Here is a 23,612-nt window from a genome sequence, read left to right as displayed (position 1 = left end):
ACTCAGGTAAGCCACCATGAATGATCTGCAGCTCGACGAATTCAAGCGCGAAGAAAACGCCGCCATGGTCTTGCTCGTTGACGACCAGGCGATGATTGGCGAGGCGGTGCGGCGCGGGCTGTCGAATGAAGACAACATCGACTTCCACTTCTGCTCCGACCCTCACCAGGCCATCGCCCATGCGGTTCGCATCAAGCCGACGGTGATTCTCCAGGACCTGGTGATGCCCGGCCTGGATGGCCTGAGCCTGGTGCGCGAGTACCGTAACCATCCGGCCACCCGCGATATCCCGATCATTGTCCTGTCCACCAAGGAGGACCCGCTGGTCAAGAGTGCGGCGTTCGCTGCCGGGGCCAACGACTACCTGGTCAAGTTGCCGGACAACATCGAACTGGTGGCGCGCATCCGCTATCACTCGCGTTCCTACATGATGCTGTTGCAACGCGACGCGGCCTATCGGGCACTGCGGGTCAGCCAGCAGCAACTGCTCGACACCAACCTGGTGCTGCAACGCTTGATGAACTCCGACGGCCTGACCGGCCTGTCCAATCGCCGGCACTTCGACGAATACCTGGAGCTGGAATGGCGCAGGGCGATGCGCGACCAGAGCCAACTGTCGCTGCTGATGATCGATGTGGACTACTTCAAGGCCTACAACGACAACTTCGGCCACTTGGAGGGCGACGAAGCGCTGCGCAAGGTCGCCACGGCGATCCGCGAGGCGTGCAGCCGTCCATCCGACTTGCCAGCCCGTTACGGCGGCGAGGAGTTTGCCCTGGTCCTGCCCGGCACCTCGCCGGGCGGCGCCCGGCTAATGGCCGAGAAACTGCGCCAGGGCGTCGTCGCCCTGAAAATCCCCCATACCACGCCTGACGGCGGCGAGAACCTGACCATCAGCATTGGCGTCTCGACCATCACGCCGCAGCAAGGTGGCGATTGCCGGCAACTGATCTCGGCGGCGGACAAGGGGTTGTACCTGGCCAAGCACAATGGGCGGAATCGGGTGGGCTTCGAATAACCCCTAGCCTGGCGAGATTGCTTTTGTGGCGAGGGAGCTTGCTCCCGCTGGGCTGCGCAGCAGACCTGAAACCAGGCGGCTCGGTGTATCAGATGAGTTTTGTGGCGAGGGAGCTTGCTCCCGTTGGGCTGCGCAGCAGACCTGAAACCAGGCGGCTCGGTGTATCAGATGAGTTGAGTCGCTCCTTTTGGGGCTGCTGCGCAGCCCAGCGGGAGCAAGCTCCCTCGCCACAGGTCCGTGTTGACCCACCCCTGAGTATCATTGCCCCTAAAGCCGCCAGGCGGGCTGCCGCTGGCGCTTGATTACGTTATACTCGCCGGCTTTCAAAAGTTCGCCAACGAGTGCTGCCCGCCATGGAAATCAACCCGATCCTTAACACCATCAAGGACCTGTCCGAGCGCTCCGAAACTATTCGGGGGTATCTTTGACTACGATCAAAAGCATGAGCGTCTGACCGAAGTCAATCGCGAGCTTGAAGATCCGAATGTCTGGAACAACCCTTCGTACGCCCAGGAGCTGGGCCGCGAGCGTTCTGCGCTGGCGCAGATCGTCGAGACCCTGGACGAGTTGTCCAGCGGCCTGGCCGATTGCCGCGACCTGCTGGACATGGCTGTCGAAGAGAACGATGAAGGCGCGGTCGGCGATGTCGTCGCCGAGCTGACACGCCTCGACGAGAACCTCGCCAAGCTGGAATTCCGTCGCATGTTCAGCGGCGAGATGGACATGAACAACGCCTACCTGGACATCCAGGCCGGTTCCGGCGGCACCGAAGCCCAGGACTGGGCCAACATCCTGCTGCGCATGTACCTGCGCTGGGCTGACAAGCGCGGTTTCGACGCCACCATCATGGAACTGTCGGCCGGCGAAGTCGCCGGGATCAAGGGCGCCACCGTGCACATCAAGGGTGAATACGCCTTTGGCTGGCTGCGGACCGAGATCGGCGTGCACCGCCTGGTGCGCAAGAGCCCGTTCGACTCCGGCAACCGTCGCCACACTTCGTTCTCGGCCGTCTTCGTTTCGCCGGAAATCGATGACAACATCGAGATCGAGATCAACCCGGCGGACTTGCGCATCGACACCTACCGTTCCTCCGGGGCCGGTGGCCAGCACGTCAACACCACCGACTCGGCCGTACGGATTACCCACGTACCGACCAACACCGTGGTCAGCTGCCAGAACGAGCGTTCCCAGCACGCCAACAAAGACACCGCGATGAAGATGCTCCGGGCTCGCCTTTACGAGCAGGAAGTGCAGAAGCGCAACGCGGCGTCCCAGGCCCTGGAAGACACCAAGTCGGATATCGGCTGGGGTCACCAGATCCGTTCGTATGTGCTCGATGCCTCGCGGATCAAGGACCTGCGGACCAGCATCGAACGCAGCGATTGCGACAAGGTGCTCGATGGCGATATCGATGAATACTTGATCGCCAGCCTCAAACAAGGGCTGTAACGCGACACCCATGCGGCGGGCAGGCACGCTTCCATCAAGGAGCAGACTGGCCCGCAAACTCCGGCCCGGGGCCGGGGGCAACGAACCTGTGATGGAATCCTTAAAGACATGAGCGACCTAGAACTCGACCCGCAAGCCCTGCAACAGGAAGAAAACTCCCTGATCGCCCTGCGCAAGGAAAAGCTTGCTGCCGAGCGCGCCAAGGGCCAGGCCTTCCCCAACGACTTCCGCCGCGACGCCTACTGCGACGTCTTGCAGAAGCAGTATGCGGACAAGACCAAGGAAGAGCTGGCCGAGGCGGCGATTCCTGTCAAGGTGGCCGGTCGTATCATGCTCGACCGTGGTTCGTTCATGGTGATCCAGGACATGACCGGTCGCATCCAGGTCTACGTCAACCGCAAGACCCTGCCGGAAGAAACCCTGGCCGCCGTCAAGACCTGGGACCTGGGCGACATCATTGCCGCCGAAGGCACCCTGGCCCGTTCCGGCAAGGGCGACCTGTACGTCGAAATGACCAGCGTGCGCCTGCTGACAAAGTCCCTGCGCCCGCTGCCGGACAAGCACCACGGCCTGACCGACACCGAGCAGCGTTATCGCCAGCGCTACGTCGACCTGATCGTCAACGAAGACGTACGCCAGACCTTCCGTGTACGTTCGCAAGTCATCGCCCACATCCGCAGCTTCCTGATGAAGCGTGACTTCCTGGAAGTCGAGACGCCGATGCTGCAGACCATCCCCGGCGGTGCGGCGGCCAAGCCGTTCGAAACCCACCACAACGCCCTGGACATGGAAATGTTCCTGCGCATCGCGCCGGAGCTGTACCTCAAGCGCTTGGTGGTCGGTGGCTTCGAGAAAGTCTTCGAGATCAACCGCAACTTCCGTAACGAAGGCGTTTCGACCCGGCACAACCCTGAGTTCACCATGCTCGAGTTCTACCAGGCCTACGCCGACTACGAAGACAACATGGACCTGACCGAGGAACTGTTCCGCGAGCTGGCGCAGCTTGTTCTCGGGACTACCGACGTGCCGTACGGCGACAAGGTGTTCCACTTCGGCGAGCCGTTCGTGCGCCTGTCGGTGTTCGACTCGATCCTCAAGTACAACCCTGAACTGACTGCCGATGACTTGAACGACATCGAAAAGGCTCGCGCCATCGCCAAGAAGGCCGGTGCCAAGGTGCTCGGCTTCGAAGGCCTGGGCAAGCTGCAAGTGATGATTTTCGAAGAGCTGGTGGAGCACAAGCTGGAGCAGCCGCACTTCATTACCCAGTACCCGTTCGAAGTGTCGCCGCTGGCCCGTCGCAACGACGAGAACCCAAGCGTGACCGACCGTTTCGAGCTGTTCATCGGTGGTCGTGAAATCGCCAACGCCTATTCCGAGCTCAACGATGCAGAAGACCAGGCCGAGCGTTTCATGGCCCAGGTGGCTGACAAGGACGCCGGCGACGACGAAGCCATGCACTACGATGCCGACTTCGTGCGTGCCCTGGAGTACGGCATGCCGCCGACCGCTGGCGAAGGCATCGGCATCGATCGCCTGGTGATGTTGTTGACCAACTCGCCGTCGATCCGGGACGTGATTCTCTTCCCGCACATGCGGCCTCAAGCGTAAGTGCTTCAACTAAAAAGCCGCCTCGATGGGCGGCTTTTTATTGCCTGTCTGGTACAAACGTATCAATTGGTTAGTTTTTCAAAGAGCGAGGAAGACCTGTCGTGAATCGTGCAATGGCTTCAGAAGGTGCAGCGGGCGTCGCCACGGCTGTCGCTGAAAGTGTTCAGTACCAGGGCCGCAAGGCCAGCCGACAGGGCAGTGAGCAGCGTCGCCAGGAGATTCTCGACGCGGCCATGCGCATTGTGGTGCGCGATGGCGTGCGAGCCGTGCGGCACCGCGCGGTAGCCGCCGAAGCGGGCGTGCCGCTGTCGGCCACCACGTATTACTTCAAGGACATCGATGACCTGCTCACCGATACCTTCGCCCAGTATGTGGAGCGCAGCGCGGCGTTCATGGCCAAGCTGTGGGCCAGTAACGAAGGCTTGCTGCGGGAAATGGTCGCTTACGGTGACGGCAGCGCCCAATCGCGCTCGCAACTGGCGGACGACATAGCCCGGATGACCGCCGACTACGTGCAACACCAATTGGACAGTCGCCGTGAGTACCTGATGGCTGAACAGGCCTTCCGCCAGGAAGCGCTGCTCAACCCGCGCCTGGCGGTGCTGGTGCGTTCCCACCAGCAGATTTTGCTGCACGGCACCTGTCAGTTTTTCCAGGTATTGGGCTCCCGTGAGCCGCAACAGGATGCCAAAGTGTTGACGGCGATTATCGGTCGGATGGAATATCAGGGCTTGCTCAATGGCGCCGAGCCGGTAGCCGATGAAGATATGCTCGGCATCCTGACCCGCTACATGCATCTGGTACTGGCGTCGGTGTAGTTGAAGCACCGCAGTTTATGTGGCGAGGGAGCTTGCTCCCGCTGGGCTGCGCAGCAGCCCCTTTTTTGGTGAGCGCTGCGCGCTCAAGCGGGAGCAAGCTCCCTCGCCACAAAGGCAAGGCGCCACCTGCCATAGGGAGTTCAAATGAAAGCCTGGCGTGCCGTTGTCCTGGCCGTGTCGTTGCTGTTGCTCAGTGGCTGCCTGGTGTCCTTCAAGGCACCCTTGCCGCAAAGCGAAGCCGCGCCAGAGGGCCTGCTCGGTCACTGGACCAGCACCAATGCCTGGGGCGAACCGTTGAACCTGGAGCTGACGAAGGTCGGCAAGCACCGCTACCAGGCCATCAGCTACTTCAGGGCCAGGCCCCATGAGCGTGAAGCCATCCCGTTGACTGTTTCCCGTCATGGCAGCCGCTGGTACGTGTCGGCCAAGGTGCCGGCCCGGTTTGGCGGCCACTATTTGATCGCCGGTTTCGAGTTGACCGACAAGCAAGAGCTGGTGGTCTACAACCTGGACGTGGACCAGATCAACCAGGCCATCGGCCAGAAACGCCTCAGCGGCCAGCCGAACCAGAGCGAGGAAGGTGACGGGGTGCTGGTGGACAGCGACATGAACAAGGTTTTCAGTTACCTCGACGACCCGGCCAATTCCGATGTGTTCTCGGAGGCCGTGCGTTACCAGCGGCTGGTCAAACCCCAATAACAGCAACAAGCGGACGTTTTTTCACAGGAGTTCCGGGTGGACGATTACCAGCAGACGATACGCACCTTGTCCGATCGCATTGTGCTGGCGCAAACGCCGATTCGCATCCTCGACGCGGTGAAGTGGGACGAGAACATCCGCAAGGGCTTTCTCAAGGCCAAGGGCAAGGAAATGCCTGCGGTGGATCGCGACTATTACCTCAACCGGCCACTGTCCTTCGATTCGAGCAAAGTGAAGCTGGAGTTCCAGAACATCGAGCGTGACATCACCCGCCAGCTTGGGCAGTTCAACCCGGTTGGCCAGATCATGCGCCGCATGTGCAAGGAATACCGCATGGTGGTGCGCATGCTCGAGGCCCGTGGCACCGAGGATTTCGGGCTGATCTCCCAGGAGCTCTATGGCGCCGCCTCCGATGCCTTCCACGCCGGCGACCCGACCCTGGCCGACCTGGGCCTGATGCTCTCCGATTACCTGAACAACATCGATGGCCGTGGCGACCTCAAGGACGAGCCGAAAGTCCTCAGCGCCAAGGAAGCCGTCAGCCTGCTGCAACACCGCCTCAACCGGGTGTTTGGCGAAGCCGAGGAAACCATCCGGGTATTCGAGTCCGATGGTATCGTGGCCGACGCAGCGGCGGGCGCGGACTACATCAAGATCCGCACCGATGCGATGTTCAACGAGCGCGACGTGCGTGCGTTGGAAGTTCACGAAGGGCTGGTGCACGTCGGCACGACGCTCAACGGCCTCAACCAGCCAATCTGCACCTTCCTGTCCAAGGGCCCACCCTCGTCCACGGTCACCCAGGAAGGCCTGGCGATCCTGATGGAAATCATCACCTTCGCCTCCTACCCGAGCCGCCTGCGCAAACTGACCAACCGTACCCGGGCCATTCACATGGTGGAGGAGGGCGCCGATTTCCTGCAGATCTTTGAGTTCTTCCGCGAGCAGGGTTTTGAAATGGCCGAAAGCTACGGCAACGCCAGCCGGGTGTTCCGTGGCTCGGTGCCGACGGGGCTGCCATTTACCAAAGACTTGTCCTACCTCAAGGGCTTCATCATGGTTTACAACTACATTCAGTTGGCCGTGCGCAAAGGCAAACTGGAGCAGGTGCCGCTGCTGTTCTGCGGCAAGACCACCCTCGAGGACATGCGTACGTTGCGGCAACTGGTGGACGAAGGCCTGGTGGTGCCGCCCAAATACCTGCCCGAGCAGTTCCGCGACATGAACGCCTTGTCGGCCTGGATGTGTTTCTCCAACTTCCTGAACCATCTGAGCCTGGACCGGATCGAAGCGGATTATTCCAATATCCTTTGAGCATCACACTGTCCAATTGTGGGAGCGGGCTTGCTCCCGCAGGGGACCGTGTTCCAATTCTGTTTTTTTGCGAGGCTTCACCGGATGCGAACCCTCGGCATCATTTGCCTATTGTTGGCCCTGAGCGGTTGCAGTTCCCTGCTGTTCTACCCCGAGCACGGCCAGCCGTTCACCCCGGAGCGGGCCAGGCTCGAGTACCGCGACGTCACCCTGACCACCGCCGACGGTCTCAAGCTTCACGGCTGGTGGCTGCCCGTCAAACCGGGTGTGGCGGTCAAGGGCACGGTCCTGCATTTGCACGGCAACGGCGGCAACCTGGCCTGGCATCTGGGCGGGAGCTGGTGGTTGCCGGAGCAGGGCTACCAGGTGTTGATGGTCGACTACCGGGGTTATGGCCTGTCCGAAGGCGAGCCGAGCCTGCCGGCGATTTACCAGGACATTGACGCAGCGTTCCAATGGCTCGACCAGGCGCCCGAGGTGCAGGGCAAGCCACTGGTGCTGCTCGGCCAGAGCCTGGGCGGTGCGCTGGCGGTGCATTACCTGGTCGAACACCCGCAGCGCCAACGACAGCTCAAGGCCCTGGTGCTCGATGGCGTGCCCGCCAGCTATCGCGACGTCGGCCGTTTTGCCCTGAGTACGTCCTGGCTGACCTGGCCGTTCCAGGTGCCGTTGTCCTGGCTGGTACCGGACGGTGACAGCGCGATCAGTTCCGTGGCGCAATTGAATGGCGTGCCGAAATTGATCTACCACAGCCTGGACGATCCCATCGTTCCCCTTTCCAATGGCATCCGCCTGTATCAAGCTGCGCCGCCGCCGCGGGTCCTGCAATTGACACGCGGCGGCCATGTGCAGACGTTCGCCGACCCAACCTGGCGCACTGTGATGCTGCGCTACCTCGACGATCCCCAGCACTTCGACGGCCTGCGCCGCCTGGGCGAGGTCCCGAATTACCCGAAATCACCCGTTGAATCACCAGAGAGCCCGCAATGAGCGAAGAACGTAACGCCATCCCCCTGATCATCACCGGTATCTGCAGCATCCTCGGCACCGTTGCGACGCTGTGGTACTACGGCCACCTGCACTTCGCCAAGCCTGAGGATGCGTTGCTGCTCAACCAATTCACCATGCTCAAGACCGTACCGGGCGAGGACTACAAGGTTTCCCTGGAACCGGCCCCCCAGGTTGCCCAGTGCATCGATGGTGTGCTGGTGTTGTTCGACACCGAGCAGAAAGGCCTGACCGGCGTGCTGATCAACGAGAAGAAACGCGCGGTGCGCTGCATGGGGCAGGAGACGCCGCAGAAACTGCAGCCGTAACCCCAAGCCCGCTCCCACAGGGGGAACAAGCCAACAAAAAGCCCCGCCTGATTGAAGTCAGGCGGGGCTTTTTGTTGGCCGTCAGTCGATCAGTTGGCGCTCATGGTCGAGCGCGGGGCCACTGGCTGGTTGTCGTTGGAGATGGTCACTTCCACGCGACGGTTCATGGCACGGCCCGAGACGCTGGTGTTGTCAGCCACGGGGAATTCCTTGCCATAGCCTTGGGTCACGATACGGTCCATGTTCACGCCCATATTCACCAGAGCCATACGCACCGAGTTGGCGCGGCGTTCGGACAGTGACTGGTTGTAGGAATCCGAACCGGTGCTGTCGGTGTAGCCTTCGATGATCACCTTGCGGTCCGGGTTTTCCTGGAGGAACTGCGCCAGTTTGTTCACATTCGTCATGCCGCTGGCGCGCAGGTCGGACTTGTTGGTGGCGAATAGTACGTCGCCGAAGGTCACCAGCGTACCGCGTTCGGTCTGCTTGGCGTTGAGGCTGTCCTGCAGTTGCTTGATCTGCGCGTTACGCGCATCGAGCAAGGCACGCGCACGTTCGTCACCGGCGTTTTTCAGCTCGGCTTCGGCGTTGCGCAGGGCGATGGTCTGCTTGGCCACTTCGACGCGCTGGTTGGTCAGATAGGCCAACTGGTCGACCTTGGCTTCGTCTTCCTTGTCCATATAGGCCTTGTCAGCCTTGGCCAGGAAGTCGGCGGCGTCCTTGGTTTCCAATGCGGCCACTTTGGTCGCCGCTGGATCAGCCTGCAGGCCGTTGTAATTGGTGCGGGCCTGTTCCAGGTTCGCGTTCGGGTCGTGGGAGCAAGCGGCCAGGGCTACGCAGGCAGCGAGCAGGGCGGGCATCATCAAGTGTTTGTGCATCATAGTCTGTCGTCCTTTTATCAATGAGAAGTACGTCATGGCGTGAACGGCTTACTGAACCTTGTTCATGCCTTCCTGACGCAGTTCCTGAACCCCTTTCTGAGAATCCTTGAGTGCTTGTTCGGCCTTGGCGGCCTGAGCCTTGCGCTCGGCGACGCGGGCGTCCCACTCGGCCTGTTCGGCCAGACGCTTGGCTTCGTCGTACTTCTTGTCATGCATGGCGATTTCCGCCTGCTTGAGTTTGTCCTGGGCCGATTTCATTTCCACAGCAGCGAATTCGGTACCGCCGGCGCTGACGGCGCTGTTGACCGCCGATTGGGTCACCGCGTACTGCTCCGAAGGTGGATTACCGGCGCAACCGGCGAGAATGAAGCTGCTACCGATCGCCAGGGCAGCCAACTTCAAGCCGCGCAGGCCAGTGGATGAGGGTTTGGCAGTGCAGGTATTCATAGGCTTCAACTCCATTGGAAAACTCCTGAAAAAACGACAAATCCATGCTGGGACCGAAGCCGTGACGTCTGGTTTGGCGCTGGCGCCAAGGCGCGTTTATTTAAACAACCGTTCCAGTATGGTTACTCGGTGTGACCCGAGGCGTTTTTCAAAAGTTCAGCGAAGATGGCCATTCGCCAAAAGAATTACTGACTGATCGGTCAGCGGCAAAAAAGCTGAACTTTCAAGGCGCGCAGCGGTATTGCGGCGCGGGTGGAAAGCCCCCGCGCCGGAAAGTCGCAACCAGGAATGAAAGCGGTCAGTGTTTGGATTTGTCGTTCTGCGAAGAAAGGTCGTGCAGATGCCGCCGGGACAAGGCGAGGAAGCGTGGGGTCGGACCTACGTCTTCGGAAAGCGGGACTACGAAGGAAAATTTTGCGGTCGAGGTAAGCCAGCACAGCTCAGCGTAGCCCAATTCTGTCTTGGGTTGTGGTCGTTTTCGGGTGTCGATCCCAGCACCATTTCTTGGTGTGCCCAAGCGTTCGATGTTAAAACGCCTGTACAGGATTCCGCTCACACGATGGCGAGTTACGCACGATGGCACCACGGAAGAACAAAGCAACAAGGGTTGTTGAAGAAGGGGCCAGCGTGAGCACCCGTGACGACTTTTCTGAAACGACAAAGATTGAGTTGCTTGTGAGGGCCGCGAACCTCTGTTCTCGTTGTCGTGTCTTCACGATTGGCTCAACGGATGCGGGTGACAGGAAAAATAGTATCGGTGTCGCTGCACATATTTGTGCTGCTGCGAGCGGGCCGGGTGCCAAACGGTATGACCCAAATCAGACAAAAGCCCAAAGACGACATTTCGATAACGGTATTTGGATGTGCTATTCGTGCTCCAAGCTAATCGACAACGAAGAAACGTTTCACACTGTCGCTCATTTGAAAGAGATGAAGGCCGTTCATCAATCCTACGTTTCTTCGCTGGTTGGTGTGATTCCGATGGCACCATTTGAGGCTGAAAACAAAATTCGTGCGGGGATTATCGAAGCAACCATATCCCTGATTACGAAGGCAGGTAGTCCGGGAAATTTCGACGTCTCGGCGGTCGTTGAAGGCTATGAACAATCAATAAATAGCATTGATCCAAACTTTAAGGTTGTAGTCACTGCTACAAGCGGTTCTGTCGTGCATGAGCTGATTCCGATCACTGACCCTGCACCAGAAATTCAGATAGTTTTTAATGATGATGAAGCCAATGCTTCTGCTGATCAGGCATGGCAAAACATGACTGAAGTGGGTGAGCCGATTCACATACCTACAAAGGATTTCAAGTTTGTTGGGTCGAAACTATTTGAACATCTGAATGAGGTTATTGTTGGGGGGGTGCTAACGCTCACTCCCGGAAAAAGACGACTTGAAACGTGCATCTATTTTGTCAGTGATGAAGCAGAATTTGAGCTGGCTGCTACTGAGTCATTCATGGGTAAGGGTTCAAAACAATTTGATATTGAAGGTTCTGCTTTAGACGGATTTTTGACTTATCGGTATTTCATTCATGACCGCTATAAAGTAGACGCAACCTACACGTTCGACGTTGCTGGTTGGTTAGGACAACCGTTCAATAATTTAAGGCATTATCACCGTATTAAAAGAGCCTATGACTTCGTTGTAAAATATCCGAAGTCTAGGATTTCGGTTGAAATTGTTTTTAACGGTGAACCTATGCGTCTTTGGGATGGGACGTATGGTGACTACACTGAAATTTTTGGTCGATTGAAAAAAATAGTAGAGGTTGCTGAGTGCTCCAGAATTATTGCCTCGAAAATCCCTGAGCAGCTCAGATTGAAAACCCTAGACTTGACGCAGCAGGATGAGCGATATATCGAACTTTACGCCCAGCTTTTCAAAGGTGATGTCATTCGCAAGCTCGATTATGGCGAGAATATTTTCACTGCTCGTGTTGATGCTAAAGAAAGTAAGGCCATCAAAACTTTTTGCTCCGAAAACGAGCCTGAGGTAACCATAGCCAAGTCACCAACAATAGATTTCTTCGGTAATAATATAACGCTTCCTAGAATGTCTAAAAAAGTGTCGTGTTTCGATATTGTTTTCTTTTCAAGTATAAGGGAAGAAGACTGGCAATCATTATGGTGTGTTGGAAGGGCTAACCAGTCTAGCGATTCTGTAATCTCCATCGCACCTGATGAAATGCCAATGCTCTGTAATGATGAGGACGTGATACATGGATGAGCTTGTGCTGATGGATCGGAGTCGAATTCTTCATGAGGCACTTGAACAGTGTGGGTGGGAAAATGCTGATGAAGTGGTTCAGCGGGTTCTACGTCTAGATCTCGGTTTACCTGCAGAGGACGAATTCGCCGTCATCTGTAGCTGGCTCGGCAAATGTTCGCTTGTCCATAAATTGGATCAGCAACAAATTCCGAAATCTTCTAAAGATACCTTTCAGGTTCCTGATTTGTTGGCCGTTTTCAACACGGATAATAGTCAATACAGAGTTTTGATCGAAGTAAAAACTAAGCAGGATGAAAACCTAACTCTTAGAGCGAAAGATCGGGAAAAACTAATCAAGTATAGTGAGTTGTTGGGTATACCGATATTGTTCGCTTGGAAGCGTCACAGTATTTGGACGCTTTTCGATATTTCTCTATTTGAGAGATTTAATAAAAACTATCGTGTGAATTTCTTTTCAGCTTTGTCGAATAGTTTGATGAGTCTGCTAGCCGGTGATATGCATTACCAGCTAGGTGATGGCGTGGGGCTTCACCTGAAATTCCGCAAAGATGAAATTCATGAAAGTAATGGTGATACAGAGACGTGGAAAACTAGGATAGAAGACATCTATTTGCAGGATTACAATGGGGACAAAAATTACACGTTTTCGCCAAGGACGCTTTCGATATTAAATACCTGCGAGCTTGATGAGAGTTCAGAAATTGACGATGAAATTATTAGGCAAAGTTTTACTGTGCGAGCCGGGGTTGGTAATGTCGCACATAGGGCAATACAAACTTTATTGAGGCTGAAAAAGTCTGATGCTGAAAATAATATTCATTGGCGATCTTTGCTCGTTGATGAATCGCCCCTTCACTCCATTTCGAATTTTCAAAGTGCGTTGGACGAAGCTCTTCGTCAAAAACTTGTTAAATACATTTTTATTCAACAGCCACAAAAATATCCTGATTTCATAAAGGATGATGATAAAGCTCAAGGGATAAACTGATGTCTGTCATTCAAGTTGAAAAAGCACTGCATGATTTCGCTGTTAAAAGAATGGGTTCAGCAATTGTCTTGAAAGGGGAGTGGGGAACCGGAAAAACCTATCTCTGGAACTCTGTGATTGAGAAGCATCGACTTAATTTTGCTCGCGTCAACTATTCTTACGTTTCACTTTTCGGTATCAATTCGCTAGCTGACTTGAAGCGTTCAATTTTTGATAATTCTGTTCCTAGCAAAAGTGCCGGTGTTGTCACTACCAAAAACTCTGTTGTCGAAAATATCAAGAAGCTTGATTTCAGTGATGGGGTTGTAGGTTTAAGAAAAATCTTTGGCTATGGAAGAGAAGCAAAAATTCCTTATGTAGGGAGTTTTGGCGGAGTTATTGATTCAATTCAATACTCTCTGGTAACAGAAACAATAATATGTATCGACGATTTTGAACGTCGCGGTAATTCTTTATCTGCACGGGATGTATTAGGATTGGTGTCAAATTTGATCGAGAAAAAGAATTGCTCGGTCATCTTGATTTTAAATGAAGGGTCACTAAAGCCGGATGATGAGTTTTTCACATACAGTGAAAAAGTTTTCGATTATGAGATTGTTTTTAGTCCGTCAGTGCAAGAGTCTGCCTCTTTAGTTTTTAATTCATCAGGGGAAGCACGTAAGATAGTATCGGATAACGCCATTAAACTGAAAATAAACAATGTTCGTTTGCTCAAAAAGATTGATTATTTTGCAGGTCTTCTGGATGAGCGGCTGAATGGTTGTAATGAGCTTGTGCAGCAGCAGGCTTATAGAACCCTGCCTCTTGCTGTTCTTACAATCTATGGCGGGAATTCGGCTGGCGTAGATATTGATTTTCTGTTGACTTATCAAGGTAGCTTATCTGGTTATCGTATGCCTGATGATGATCGGTCACCAGAAGAAATAAAATTACTCGCTGAACTAGACCTTAAGATTGAATATCTGCAAGATTATGGATTAAGTTCCATTGATGAATTTGACGTTGCGATCATAAATTTAGTTAGAAAGGGTTATGCTGACGATCAGTCAATGCTAGATCTAGTTACCTCGTTGGAAGCTAAAATTAAGCATGATCAAGATATTGCTTTGTTACAGAGAGCTTGGAATGTCTTTCATGCTTCTTTTTCAAAAAATGATGATGAGGTTTTTGCCGCATTTGATTTGGCTATAGATGTGGCTTTGGTTAATTTCTCAATAAATGATTTAGATTCGGTTGCTTCTATCTATTATGATTTAGGACGGGTCGATAAAATAAATAGCGACATAGATAGGTATTTTAATGAAGTTGTTGCACCCAGTGATATGCGTGAAAAAAATGATGTTTTTCGCTGGCCCGCGAATGCCTATATTCAACAGAAGCTTGAAGAATACTTTGATGGTCTGGTGATAGAAAAGAGTCTGCCTGACCTTATAAACTACGCTTATAACGTTTCTGGTTTTGAGAATACTGATGTTAGAAATAGCGTTGCCAAAAAAACAGAAGCTGAATTCTTAAAATATTTTTCAAGCTTAGATGATTATAATTTTACAAACCTTGTGCGGATGTGCTTGAAATGCGGTCAGGTTAGTTCTCCTGATAAAGATATTCAGGATGGTTATCATGATATTTTTTTCAAGATGTACCGTTGCCTAATGAAAATGTGCGAAGGCTCTCTGCTAAATAAAGCCAGAATGAGTAAATTTCAAGGTTACGAAAAGCTTTATGCACAGATTGAAAAGGAAATACTCTCTCGCCAAGGTAAGGTTGAATAGCCCCTTGCGAGGCTAGTGTTCCGTCTCAAAGACCCTATCCCCGTAGGGTCTTTGAAATTGCTTGTTCAGCTTCGACGTAGGCAGGTGTCTTACCAGCGTCGGCAAAAATCTCTTCACCTTCCTCCACTCGGATCACCTCAGTCCCTTTGACGTAGGGCATGGCTGTTTCCGCTTCTTTTATAGCAGAGTGAATCAGACCTTCCGTGATGATGCTTTGATCTAGTCCATAGGCTTCCGCAAACGCCTTGATTTTCACTAGGTCTTGTTGGCGAATGGTCAGGGTGATTTCAACAAGCTTCGAGGTTTCGTGAGCTTTGTTTTCCCAGTTGCTGAGCATCGTTTTGAAGGTGTCCATGGGGTATCTCCGGCGTGGCTACATGTGTCGTAAATCTAGGACTGTCTTTATCACTCATTGTTCTCTGAAATGATCGCGAAGCCATGTTCTACGCGGCTTTCAAGAGATATTGAGTTTTTCCTATTGCGTGCTCGCTTTCTTCGTACAGCGGGTCGCCTTCTTCATCGGTGGCGACGACTTGCGAGCCCTTGATGTAGGGGAAGCTGGCTTCCAGCTCTTCCAGTGCCGCTCCGATCAGCTCGCCGAGCAGCTCCTCGGGCTGGCGCTTGGGGTACATGTCGCAGATTGCTGCCAGCCGGGCGGCGGCTTCCACGTCCAGGTGAATCGTGTAGCCAGTCTCGGTCAGACGGCCCTTGGCGTTTTCTTCCCAATGCTGGGCAAGCTCACGAATTTTCATGATGACCTCAATAAGCCTGCTCGTGGCAGGCGCGGTGAGTGACAAGCCGTTGTGTGGCTTAATCATGAGACTAGCTTTGTCCTGCAAGGTTTAAAGTCCCTTCGTCGCTTGTCAGAAACGGTGGGCATCGGCACTCTCTAATCCAAGAGCTGTCCGGACTTTTTGCTGGAGAAATGCTGATGACCGATATCGATGCACGCTTGCGCGAAGACGTTCACCTGCTGGGTGAGTTATTGGGCAACACCATCCGCGAACAATACGGGGATGCGTTTCTCGACAAGATCGAGCAGATCCGCAAGGGCGCCAAGGCTGACCGACGCGGTTCCGTGGACGCCGAACTCAGCGCCAGCCTCAACCAGTTGAGCGAGGACGAACTGTTGCCGGTGGCGCGGGCGTTCAACCAGTTTCTCAACCTGGCCAATATCGCCGAGCAATACCAACTTATCCACCGCCGCGAAGAATCGCAGCCGGAACCCTTCGAGGCGCGGGTGTTGCCCGAGCTGCTCGCCCGGTTGCGGGCCGAAGGCCATGGCGCCGAGGCCCTGGCCCGGCAATTGGGGCGGCTGGAGATCGAATTGGTCCTCACGGCCCACCCCACGGAAGTGGCTCGCCGTACGCTGATCCAGAAATATGACGCCATCGCCGCGCAACTGGCGGCCCAGGATCACCGCGACCTGACCAGCGCCGAGCGCGCGCAGATTCACGAACGCCTGCAACGCTTGATCGCCGAAGCCTGGCACACCGAAGAAATCCGCCGCACCCGGCCGACCCCGGTGGACGAGGCCAAGTGGGGATTCGCGGTGATCGAGCACTCGTTGTGGCAGGCCATTCCCAATTACCTGCGCAAGGCCGACCAGGCCCTGCATGCCGCGACCGGCTTGCGCCTGCCGCTGGAGGCCGCGCCAATCCGTTTTGCCTCGTGGATGGGCGGCGACCGTGACGGCAACCCGAATGTCACCGCTGCCGTGACCCGCGAGGTGCTGTTGCTGGCGCGGTGGATGGCGGCGGACCTGTACCTGCGTGATGTCGATCAACTGGCGGCCGAATTGTCCATGCAACACGCCAGCGAGGCCTTGCGTGCCCAGGCCGGCGACAGCGCCGAACCTTATCGCGCCGTGCTCAAGCAATTGCGTGAACGCCTGCGCGCCACCCGCAACTGGGCCCACGCCTCCTTGAGTGCCGCCACGCCGCCAAGCGCCGACGTGTTACAGCACAACCGCGAGCTGCTGGACCCCCTGGAGCTGTGCTACCACTCGTTGCACGAATGCGGCATGGGCGTGATTGCCGACGCGCCGCTGCTCGATTGCCTGCGCCGGGCGGTGACCTTCGGCCTGTTTCTGGTGCGCCTCGATGTGCGCCAGGACTCGACGCGCCATACCGCCGCCATGACGGAAATAACCGACTACCTGGGTCTGGGGCGCTATGAGGATTGGAACGAGGAGCAGCGCATCAGCTTCTTGCTGGCGGAACTGAGCAACCGGCGTCCGCTGCTGCCGGCCCATTTCAAGCCATCGGCCGATACGGCGGAAGTCTTGGCGACGTGCCGGGAAGTGGCCGCGGCGCCAGCGGCGTCCCTGGGTTCCTACGTGATCTCCATGGCCGGTGCGGCTTCCGATGTCCTCGCGGTGCAGCTGTTGTTGAAGGACGCCGGCGTGTTGCGGCCAATGCGCGTGGTGCCGCTGTTCGAGACACTGGCCGACCTGGACAACGCCGGGCCGGTGATCGAGCGCTTGTTGCTGCTGCCCGGTTATCGCTCGCGGTTGCAAGGCCCTCAGGAAGTGATGATCGGCTATTCCGATTCGGCCAAGGATGCCGGGACCACTGCGGCGGCCTGGGCGCAGTATCGGGCCCAGGAGCGGCTGGTGGACATCTGCCGCGAGCAGCAAGTCGAACTGCTGTTGTTCCATGGTCGCGGCGGCACCGTGGGCCGTGGTGGTGGTCCGGCGCACGCGGCGATCCTGTCCCAGCCACCGGGTTCGGTGGCCGGGCGTTTCCGCACCACCGAGCAGGGCGAAATGATTCGTTTCAAATTCGGTCTGCCGGACATCGCCGAACAGAACCTCAACCTTTATCTCGCCGCCGTGCTCGAAGCGACGCTGCTGCCACCGCCGCCGCCCACGCCGCAGTGGCGGGACCTGATGGACGAACTGGCGGCCGATGGCGTCCGTGCCTACCGCGCCGTGGTGCGGGAAAACCCGCAATTTGTCGAGTACTTCCGCCAGTCCACCCCCGAGCAGGAGCTGGGGCGCCTGCCCCTGGGCAGCCGTCCGGCCAAGCGTCGGGCCGGTGGCATCGAAAGCCTGCGGGCGATCCCGTGGATCTTCGGTTGGACCCAGACCCGCCTGATGCTGCCGGCCTGGCTCGGCTGGGAAACCGCACTGAGCAAGGCCCTGGAGCGTGGCGAAGGCGAGTTGCTGGGGCAAATGCGCGAGCAATGGCCGTTCTTCCGGACCCGCATCGACATGCTGGAGATGGTGCTGGCCAAGGCCGACGCCGACATTGCCCGCTCCTACGACGAGCGTTTGGTGGAACCTGGGCTGCTGCCTTTGGGTGCGCATTTACGCGACCTATTGTCGCAGGCCTGCTCGGTGGTCCTTGGGTTGACCGGTCAGTCGCAGCTACTGGCACATAGCCCAGCCACGCTGGAATTCATTCGCCTGCGCAACACTTACCTCGACCCTCTGCACCTGTTGCAGGCCGAACTGTTGGCGCGCTCACGGCAGCAGGATGTGGCCCAGGGCAGCCCCGTGGAACAGGCGTTGCTGGTGTCTGTGGCGGGGATTGCCGCCGGTTTGCGCAATACCGGCTAAGATCAGGCAGCGCACCGAAACGGCTCGCTCGGTGTTCCCGGGCGTTGTCCGTGGGGGGAGGGAGCGGGTTGGCCAGGCGACAGTTTGTTGCCCGGTTGCGACTCTCGCCACCTCCTCCGAAGGTCGTATCGGGTGCGGGTTCCTCCGACTTTCGGCGGCTTGTGTGGGTCGGGCCTGCTGTGTATCTTGATCAGCCTTTGGCCGTTTGGGCGGTCACGATCCTGTTTTTCGAAGATTGGCCCCACGAGGCGAATCCGAGCGTTTTACATAAAAAAATTGAGGAGCACATCGATGCGCGTCATTCTGCTGGGAGCTCCCGGGGCCGGTAAAGGTACTCAGGCAAAGTTCATCACCGAAAAATTCGGTATCCCGCAAATTTCCACTGGCGACATGCTGCGTGCCGCAGTCAAGGCGGGCACCGAGCTGGGCGTCAAGGCCAAGAGCATCATGGATGCCGGCGGCCTGGTGTCGGATGACCTGATCATCGCCCTGGTCAAGGATCGTATCGCTCAAGCCGATTGCGCCAACGGCTTCCTGTTCGACGGCTTCCCGCGCACCATTCCCCAGGCCGAAGCCCTGGTGACTGCCGGTGTTGAGCTCGATCACGTGGTCGAAATCGCGGTCGACGATGAAGAGATCGTCCAGCGCATTGCCGGTCGTCGCGTCCACGAGCCATCCGGCCGTGTCTACCACACCGTCTACAACCCGCCGAAAGTCGCGGGCAAGGACGACGTTACCGGTGAAGAGCTGGTGCAGCGCAAGGACGACACCGAAGAAACCGTGCGTCATCGCCTGTCGGTCTACCATTCCCAGACCAAGCCGCTGGTGGCGTTCTACCAGAACCTGTCGGCTGCCCAGGGCAAGCCGAAGTACAGCCACATCCCGGGCGTTGGCTCGGTCGATGCGATCACCAGCAAGGTGCTCGAAGCGCTGAGCTGAAAAGTCTGATCAGTTGCATCAACTACGGCCCGCTTGCGGGCCGTAGTTGTTTATACTGGCGCACTTTTTTCCACCTGATTTACGGACACATCGATGAGCACCTTGCTGGCCCTGGACACCGCGACTGAAGCTTGCTCCGTTGCCTTGCTGCACGACGGCAAGGTCACGAGCCATTACGAGGTGATCCCGCGCCTGCATGCGCAGAAACTATTGCCGATGATCCAGAAATTGCTGAGCGATGCCGGGACGACCTTGCAGGCAGTGGATGCGATTGCCTTCGGTCGCGGGCCGGGGGCTTTTACCGGCGTGCGCATCGCCATCGGCGTGGTGCAAGGGTTGGCGTTTGCCCTGGAGCGGCCGGTGTTGCCGGTGTCGAACCTGGCGGTGCTGGCCCAGCGCGCCTTGCGTGAACAGGGCGCCCGCCAAGTCGCAGCGGCCATCGATGCGCGCATGGACGAGGTGTACTGGGGCTGCTATCGCGAAACCGACGGCGAGATGCGCCTGGTCGGTGCTGAGGCGGTATTGCCACCCGAAGCGGCGGCGTTGCCAAGCGGGGCCGACGGTGACTGGTTCGGCGCCGGTACCGGTTGGGGCTACGGCGAACGCATCGCCGTCAGCCTGACCGGCCAGGACGCCACCCTGCTGCCTCACGCCGAAGACCTGCTGGCCCTGGCGCGCTTCGCCTGGGAACGCGGCGAGGCCATTCCCGCCGATGATGCGCAGCCGGTGTACCTGCGGGACAAGGTGGCAACGCCCAAGTCCGAGCGGTAACTCGACAGCAACGGGTATTCAAGCGAACACCGTTGTGGCGAGGGGATTTATCCCCGCTGGGGCGCGAAGCACCCCCCGACGGTGTTGGGCCATGCACTTATTTGGCGAGTGCTGCGCACTCGAACGGGGATAAATCCCCTCGCCACAAAAGCATTCCCTGACACTGTGGATTGTTTCATGCACATCCGGCCCCCCATCCAAAGTCATTTCCTCTGCCAAAAGTCACACCCAATATTGCCAGTCGTCACTTTTTCAGCCCGTTTTTAAACCTTTTGGACTTTATGTGTTCTAGTTATCACTTGCGCATTTGCGCGGCTGCGAAAGTGCCGCTAAATTGCCATCATTGATACCGAGCATTCTGTTATGCGTATAGACGGCTTTTCATCCCAGTCCTATCCCATCAAGCGCAAGCCTCGTGCAGGCAAAATCGCTGAGCAAGAGTCCTTCGATGAAGATATCGATGGCGAACTGGAGTTTCCGTCTGAAGAGCAACTGGCTGCCCGCGCCGCCAAAGCCTCCGCGCAACGCCTGAGCAATCTTCCCGCCCGCCAGCAAGACATGCTTTACCACCGTGCGATGAGCCGCAGTGTCGCCACGGCCCTGGCGAGCTACCTGAGTACCGCCGGTTTCGTCGATTGGGATATGGAAGTGCTGGGTCTCGATCTCTACATCTGATGCTCTTGCCTTACTACCTGGGCTGCCCGTCCTGGAGCGAAAACGCCTGGCGCGATTATCTTTATCCCCAGGACGCCAAAACCTCCGACTTCCTGAATCTCTATTCCCAAGTATTCAATGCCGTGGAAGGCAATACGACTTTCTACGCCAGTCCCTCTGCGGCCATCGTCCAGCGTTGGGCCGAAACCATGCCCGGGCATTTTCGCTTCACCGCCAAACTGCCCGGTGACATCAGCCACAACGGCGACTTGCGTGAGCGGCTGACAGCCACCGAAACCTTCGTGCAATTGCTCAGCCCCCTGGGTGACCGGGTTTCACCGTTCTGGCTGCAATTATCCAAGGCCTTTACCCCCAATCGATTGCCCGAGCTGGCGGGGTTCATCGACGCTTTCGAGCGACCGTTGGCCGTGGAAGTGCGCCACGATGAGTTCTTTGCCAAGGGCGATGCCGAACGGCGACTCAACCGCTTGTTGCTCGACCGCGGTATCGAACGTATCTGCCTCGATCCCCGGGCGCTGTTCAGTTGCACCTCCACCGACCCTGGCGTGCTCCATGCCCAATCGAAAAAACCGCGAGTGCCACCGCGACCGACGGCCTTCACCCAGTGCCCGCAGGTGCGCTTCATCGGCCATCCGGTGCTGGAAGCCAATGAACCGTTCCTGACGCCCTGGGTAGAGAAAATCGCCGGATGGATCGAAGAAGGGCGCACGCCTTATATCTTCCTGCACACCGCCGACAACCTGCTGGCGGCGAAACTCGCGCAACGCTTCCACACTCACCTGATGAGTCGTTTGCCTGGCTTGCCGGCCCTGCCTGAGCTATATAGAGAGCCCGCCGCCGAGCAACTGGGTTTGCTCTGAGGCCAACACTCTCTGCCCAGGAGCGAACTACATGGATGCGCAAACTCGTCGAGCCCAGGCGTTCAAGGCCTTGCACGAACGTGAAGGGGCTTTTGTCATTCCCAACCCGTGGGATGTCGGTTCGGCCAAGATGTTGGCCAGCCTCGGCTTTGAAGCCCTGGCGACTACCAGTGCCGGGCACGCTTTTTCCTTGGGCCGGCCCGATGGAGCGCTGGGCCTGGAGGACACGCTGGCCAATGTGCGGGCGATTGTGGCGGCCACCGACCTGCCCGTAGCCGTGGACCTGGAAAATGGTTTTGCCGATGCCCCCGACGATTGCGCGCGTAACCTGCTCCGTGCGGCAGAGGCCGGTGCGGTGGGTGGTTCGATCGAGGATGCCACGGGGCGCGAAGACAGCCCGATCTATTGCTTCGAGCATGCGGTGGCACGGGTCAAGGCCGCCGCCGACGCAGTGCGCAGCTTGCCGTACCCCTTCCTGTTGACCGCCCGGGCGGAGAACTTCCTGCACGGCAATCCGGACCTGGACGACACCATTCGCCGCTTGAAGGCCTTCGCAGACGCGGGGGCCGACGTGTTGTACGCCCCGGGGCTGAGCAGCGCCGAGCAAGTGCTTGCAGTGGTGCGGGCCGTGGCGCCGAAACCGGTGAACGTGCTGATGTCCGGGGCGCTGGACCTGACAGTGACACAATTGAGTGAACTGGGGGTCAAGCGCATCAGCGTCGGATCGGCCCTGGCTCTGGCTGCCTATGGCGAGTTCTTCCGCGCCGCCGAAGAAATCCAGCAGCAGGGCACGTTCACCTTCACGCGCCACTCGATGCCGTTCAAGCAGGCCAACCAATTATTCAAGGGTTGATGCCCGAGGCAACGTCGTGCGGTTTTTGAAAGTTCTGGCTGTCGTGGCACTGCTCGTTGGCGTCGCAGTGCTGGGGGTATGGCGCGGCTGGGTGTCGCTGCCGCCCCAATGGAATCCCTGGGCGCCGCTGGACGTCAACCTTGCGCCGAACCTGCTGACCCGTTTCAAACTCATGGCCCTGCGCAATGACCCGCAGCTCTGCGATCAGGCCCTCGCCACCTCGGGGCTGCGCACCGCTCGCCAGGCTGATAGCGGTGCCCATACAGATTGCCCGCTGACCAACGTGCTGAGAGTGCAGGGCGGCGAGGTGGCCCTGAGCAGCAGTTTCCTTGCCAGTTGCCCGTTGGCGGTGGCGTTCGCGCTATTCGAGCGCCATGCGTTGCAGCCGGCGGCAGTCGCGACCTATGGCCAGAGAGTGGCACGGGTTGATCATCTCGGCAGTTTTGCCTGCCGCAACATGTACGGTCGGGAAAGCGGCTCGCGCAGCCAGCACGCCACCGCCAGTGCGCTGGACATCGCCGGGTTTCGCCTGGCCGATGGCCGCACGATCAGCGTGCTCAGGGACTGGCCGAAGGACAACGCCGACGCGCGGTTCCTGCGCCAGGCACGCGAGGGCGCCTGCGATATGTTCAGTGTGGTCTTGAGTCCGGATTACAACGCGGCGCACCGCAACCATTTTCATCTGGACGTGGGACCATGGTGGATCTGTCGCTGATTCAGGCGGCGATACGCAGATTCTGCAGCACGATCGGACGTGCCCAGCGGATGTCGAAGTCCAGTTGTTTCTGTTGTGCCACCAATTCCTCTTCCGGGAAGGGCGGGAACGGCTTGTCCAGCAAGTCGAGTTCGAACTCGGCGATTGGCAGGTGCAGTGGGCGCGGTTGCGGTGCCGGGCCGGGCTCCGGCAGCGGTTGGCCGGCGGTGAGAACGAGTGGACGAACCCAGTTGCTTTCGAAGGTCTGCTGTTTTTGCTGGGCGGCGATTTCTTCCGCTGGGAAAGGTGGGAACGGCTTGTCCAGCAGATCGAGTTCGAATTCGGCGATGGGCAGGAACAACGGCTCAGGCGGCTTGACCGGTGTATCGGTCACTTCGCAGGTGCGCTGGCTGATGATGTGTTCCAGCAGTTCGGCGCCGAGGGTCGGTTCAACCGCTTCATCGAGAGGCACTGGCTGGTAGCTGCCAGGTGCCGGTGCGTTATCACCCAGTTGATCGGCCAGGGCCCGGGCGAAAAAATCCTGCCACAGGTGACTGACGCCGCTCAGCGCTTGGGTGTTGCGCAGGCTGTAATCGCCGTAAGGGGAGATAACGCCTATCGATGTGGATTGAATGTCTGACATTTTTCTCGGTCGACGCTCAGCTCTGGCAAAATGCCGTTCACCGTTGTTATCGGCCGTTTTTGCCGAT

The 23,612-nt window shown here is 57.4% G+C and carries 22 protein-coding genes and 2 pseudogenes; 18 read left to right on the top strand and 6 right to left on the bottom strand.

Translation table 11 applies throughout. The features are described from left to right. Positions 1-16: 16 nt before the first annotated feature. The 8 genes from TK06_RS15580 (at position 17) to TK06_RS15550 (ending at position 8,225) form a co-directional block, all read left to right on the top strand. On the top strand, positions 17-1,018 hold the full coding sequence (locus tag TK06_RS15580) for a response regulator (protein WP_063322803.1): 1,002 nt from the start codon (positions 17-19) through the stop codon (positions 1,016-1,018). A 353-nt stretch (positions 1,019-1,371) separates the two neighbouring features. After that, positions 1,372-2,467 (top strand): peptide chain release factor 2 gene (gene prfB, locus TK06_RS30930; protein ID WP_095963568.1). Its coding sequence is split into 2 segments (ribosomal slippage): positions 1,372-1,443 and positions 1,445-2,467, totalling 1,095 coding nucleotides; the frame shifts between segments, so codons are not numbered across the junction. A 108-nt stretch (positions 2,468-2,575) separates the two neighbouring features. Further along, positions 2,576-4,078 (top strand): lysine--tRNA ligase, encoded by a 1,503-nt coding sequence (gene lysS / locus TK06_RS15575; RefSeq protein WP_057448378.1) that lies wholly within the window; start codon positions 2,576-2,578, stop codon positions 4,076-4,078. Positions 4,079-4,179: 101 nt separating this feature from the next. Then, a complete protein-coding gene (locus TK06_RS15570) occupies positions 4,180-4,896 on the top strand; it encodes a TetR/AcrR family transcriptional regulator (protein WP_058545985.1) in 717 nt (238 codons plus the stop codon). Between the two features lie 144 nt (positions 4,897-5,040). Further along, positions 5,041-5,595, top strand: coding sequence for a hypothetical protein (locus tag TK06_RS15565; protein WP_063322802.1), 555 nt, complete (start codon positions 5,041-5,043; stop codon positions 5,593-5,595). Positions 5,596-5,631: 36 nt separating this feature from the next. Beyond that, positions 5,632-6,909 (top strand): flavohemoglobin expression-modulating QEGLA motif protein, encoded by a 1,278-nt coding sequence (locus TK06_RS15560; RefSeq protein WP_063322801.1) that lies wholly within the window; start codon positions 5,632-5,634, stop codon positions 6,907-6,909. Positions 6,910-6,993: 84 nt separating this feature from the next. After that, positions 6,994-7,899, top strand: coding sequence for an alpha/beta hydrolase (locus tag TK06_RS15555; RefSeq protein WP_063322800.1), 906 nt, complete (start codon positions 6,994-6,996; stop codon positions 7,897-7,899). After that, positions 7,896-8,225, top strand: a complete 330-nt coding sequence (locus TK06_RS15550; RefSeq protein ID WP_063322799.1) for a hypothetical protein — start codon at positions 7,896-7,898, stop codon at positions 8,223-8,225. The genes TK06_RS15555 and TK06_RS15550 overlap by 4 nt, the downstream gene beginning before the upstream one ends. An 89-nt stretch (positions 8,226-8,314) precedes the next feature. Here the strand turns inward: TK06_RS15550 and TK06_RS15545 are convergent, their stop codons facing one another. The 3 genes and pseudogenes from TK06_RS15545 to TK06_RS30925 form a co-directional block, all read right to left on the bottom strand. Next, positions 8,315-9,103, bottom strand: a complete 789-nt coding sequence (locus tag TK06_RS15545) for an OmpA family protein (RefSeq protein ID WP_063325159.1) — start codon at positions 9,101-9,103, stop codon at positions 8,315-8,317. 51 nt (positions 9,104-9,154) lie between these two features. Beyond that, positions 9,155-9,568 (bottom strand): DUF4398 domain-containing protein, encoded by a 414-nt coding sequence (locus TK06_RS15540; protein WP_003198164.1) that lies wholly within the window; start codon positions 9,566-9,568, stop codon positions 9,155-9,157. 283 nt (positions 9,569-9,851) lie between these two features. Beyond that, positions 9,852-9,950, bottom strand: a pseudogene (locus TK06_RS30925) (pilin assembly protein); the annotation flags it as partial. A gap of 230 nt (positions 9,951-10,180) precedes the next feature. Here TK06_RS30925 and TK06_RS15535 point away from each other — a divergent pair. From TK06_RS15535 to TK06_RS15525, 3 genes are read left to right on the top strand one after another with little or no spacing between them, the layout of a single operon-like run. Then, entirely contained in the window at positions 10,181-11,785 is a 1,605-nt protein-coding gene (locus TK06_RS15535) for a hypothetical protein (protein WP_238992546.1), read from the top strand. Beyond that, positions 11,778-12,776: a hypothetical protein gene (locus TK06_RS15530; RefSeq protein ID WP_063322797.1), complete on the top strand. Its 999-nt coding sequence runs from the start codon at positions 11,778-11,780 to the stop codon at positions 12,774-12,776. Before TK06_RS15535 ends, TK06_RS15530 begins: the two co-directional genes overlap by 8 nt. Beyond that, positions 12,776-14,548, top strand: a complete 1,773-nt coding sequence (locus TK06_RS15525; RefSeq protein ID WP_109790760.1) for a P-loop NTPase fold protein — start codon at positions 12,776-12,778, stop codon at positions 14,546-14,548. The genes TK06_RS15530 and TK06_RS15525 overlap by 1 nt, the downstream gene beginning before the upstream one ends. Positions 14,549-14,582: 34 nt before the next feature. On the opposite strand, the gene TK06_RS15520 is transcribed toward TK06_RS15525, so the two are convergent. Beyond that, the gene (locus tag TK06_RS15520) at positions 14,583-14,903 is read right to left on the bottom strand and encodes a hypothetical protein (protein WP_003189099.1); all 321 of its coding nucleotides are present in this window, start codon (positions 14,901-14,903) and stop codon (positions 14,583-14,585) included. Between the two features lie 136 nt (positions 14,904-15,039). After that, a pseudogene (locus TK06_RS15515) lies at positions 15,040-15,300 on the bottom strand (hypothetical protein); the annotation flags it as partial. 179 nt (positions 15,301-15,479) lie between these two features. Between TK06_RS15515 and ppc the strand changes: the two are divergent. From ppc to TK06_RS15480, 7 genes are all read left to right on the top strand, one after another. Continuing rightward, positions 15,480-18,110 (top strand): phosphoenolpyruvate carboxylase, encoded by a 2,631-nt coding sequence (gene ppc / locus TK06_RS15510; protein ID WP_063322794.1) that lies wholly within the window; start codon positions 15,480-15,482, stop codon positions 18,108-18,110. Positions 18,111-18,401: 291 nt separating this feature from the next. Continuing rightward, positions 18,402-19,049, top strand: a complete 648-nt coding sequence (gene adk, locus TK06_RS15505) for an adenylate kinase (protein WP_063322793.1) — start codon at positions 18,402-18,404, stop codon at positions 19,047-19,049. Between the two features lie 93 nt (positions 19,050-19,142). Further along, entirely contained in the window at positions 19,143-19,820 is a 678-nt protein-coding gene (gene tsaB, locus TK06_RS15500; protein WP_063322792.1) for a tRNA (adenosine(37)-N6)-threonylcarbamoyltransferase complex dimerization subunit type 1 TsaB, read from the top strand. A gap of 363 nt (positions 19,821-20,183) precedes the next feature. After that, the gene (locus tag TK06_RS15495; RefSeq protein WP_063322791.1) at positions 20,184-20,495 is read left to right on the top strand and encodes a hypothetical protein; all 312 of its coding nucleotides are present in this window, start codon (positions 20,184-20,186) and stop codon (positions 20,493-20,495) included. After that, positions 20,495-21,355 carry a DUF72 domain-containing protein gene (locus TK06_RS15490; protein WP_063322790.1) on the top strand — a complete coding sequence of 287 codons (861 nt, stop codon included), beginning with the start codon at positions 20,495-20,497 and terminating at the stop codon, positions 21,353-21,355. Before TK06_RS15495 ends, TK06_RS15490 begins: the two co-directional genes overlap by 1 nt. A 31-nt stretch (positions 21,356-21,386) precedes the next feature. Further along, on the top strand, positions 21,387-22,208 hold the full coding sequence (locus TK06_RS15485) for an isocitrate lyase/PEP mutase family protein (RefSeq protein WP_063322789.1): 822 nt from the start codon (positions 21,387-21,389) through the stop codon (positions 22,206-22,208). Between the two features lie 16 nt (positions 22,209-22,224). After that, a complete protein-coding gene (locus TK06_RS15480) occupies positions 22,225-22,923 on the top strand; it encodes an extensin family protein (RefSeq protein ID WP_063322788.1) in 699 nt (232 codons plus the stop codon). Position 22,924: 1 nt separating this feature from the next. Here the strand turns inward: TK06_RS15480 and TK06_RS15475 are convergent, their stop codons facing one another. Next, the gene (locus tag TK06_RS15475) at positions 22,925-23,545 is read right to left on the bottom strand and encodes a hypothetical protein (protein ID WP_063322787.1); all 621 of its coding nucleotides are present in this window, start codon (positions 23,543-23,545) and stop codon (positions 22,925-22,927) included. Positions 23,546-23,612: the final 67 nt, after the last annotated feature.

This window comes from Pseudomonas fluorescens (assembly GCF_001623525.1).
GTDB lineage: Bacteria > Pseudomonadota > Gammaproteobacteria > Pseudomonadales > Pseudomonadaceae > Aquipseudomonas > Aquipseudomonas fluorescens_Q.
This window is presented reverse-complemented; position numbering and strand designations above follow the sequence as displayed.

Bases quoted from the DNA above. Each gene is read 5' to 3' on its own strand.
- TK06_RS15475 (WP_063322787.1), bottom strand. From the start codon at position 23,545: ATGTCAGACATTCAATCCACATCGATAGGCGTTATCTCCCCTTACGGC.
- TK06_RS15520 (WP_003189099.1), bottom strand. From the start codon at position 14,903: ATGGACACCTTCAAAACGATGCTCAGCAACTGGGAAAACAAAGCTCAC.
- TK06_RS15550 (WP_063322799.1), top strand. From the start codon at position 7,896: ATGAGCGAAGAACGTAACGCCATCCCCCTGATCATCACCGGTATCTGC.
- TK06_RS15565 (WP_063322802.1), top strand. From the start codon at position 5,041: ATGAAAGCCTGGCGTGCCGTTGTCCTGGCCGTGTCGTTGCTGTTGCTC.
- adk (WP_063322793.1), top strand. From the start codon at position 18,402: ATGCGCGTCATTCTGCTGGGAGCTCCCGGGGCCGGTAAAGGTACTCAG.
- TK06_RS15540 (WP_003198164.1), bottom strand. From the start codon at position 9,568: ATGGAGTTGAAGCCTATGAATACCTGCACTGCCAAACCCTCATCCACT.
- tsaB (WP_063322792.1), top strand. From the start codon at position 19,143: ATGAGCACCTTGCTGGCCCTGGACACCGCGACTGAAGCTTGCTCCGTT.
- TK06_RS15525 (WP_109790760.1), top strand. From the start codon at position 12,776: ATGTCTGTCATTCAAGTTGAAAAAGCACTGCATGATTTCGCTGTTAAA.
- TK06_RS15530 (WP_063322797.1), top strand. From the start codon at position 11,778: ATGGATGAGCTTGTGCTGATGGATCGGAGTCGAATTCTTCATGAGGCA.
- TK06_RS15580 (WP_063322803.1), top strand. From the start codon at position 17: ATGAATGATCTGCAGCTCGACGAATTCAAGCGCGAAGAAAACGCCGCC.
- ppc (WP_063322794.1), top strand. From the start codon at position 15,480: ATGACCGATATCGATGCACGCTTGCGCGAAGACGTTCACCTGCTGGGT.
- TK06_RS15545 (WP_063325159.1), bottom strand. From the start codon at position 9,103: ATGCACAAACACTTGATGATGCCCGCCCTGCTCGCTGCCTGCGTAGCC.
- TK06_RS15485 (WP_063322789.1), top strand. From the start codon at position 21,387: ATGGATGCGCAAACTCGTCGAGCCCAGGCGTTCAAGGCCTTGCACGAA.
- TK06_RS15555 (WP_063322800.1), top strand. From the start codon at position 6,994: ATGCGAACCCTCGGCATCATTTGCCTATTGTTGGCCCTGAGCGGTTGC.
- lysS (WP_057448378.1), top strand. From the start codon at position 2,576: ATGAGCGACCTAGAACTCGACCCGCAAGCCCTGCAACAGGAAGAAAAC.
- TK06_RS15490 (WP_063322790.1), top strand. From the start codon at position 20,495: ATGCTCTTGCCTTACTACCTGGGCTGCCCGTCCTGGAGCGAAAACGCC.
- TK06_RS15495 (WP_063322791.1), top strand. From the start codon at position 20,184: ATGCGTATAGACGGCTTTTCATCCCAGTCCTATCCCATCAAGCGCAAG.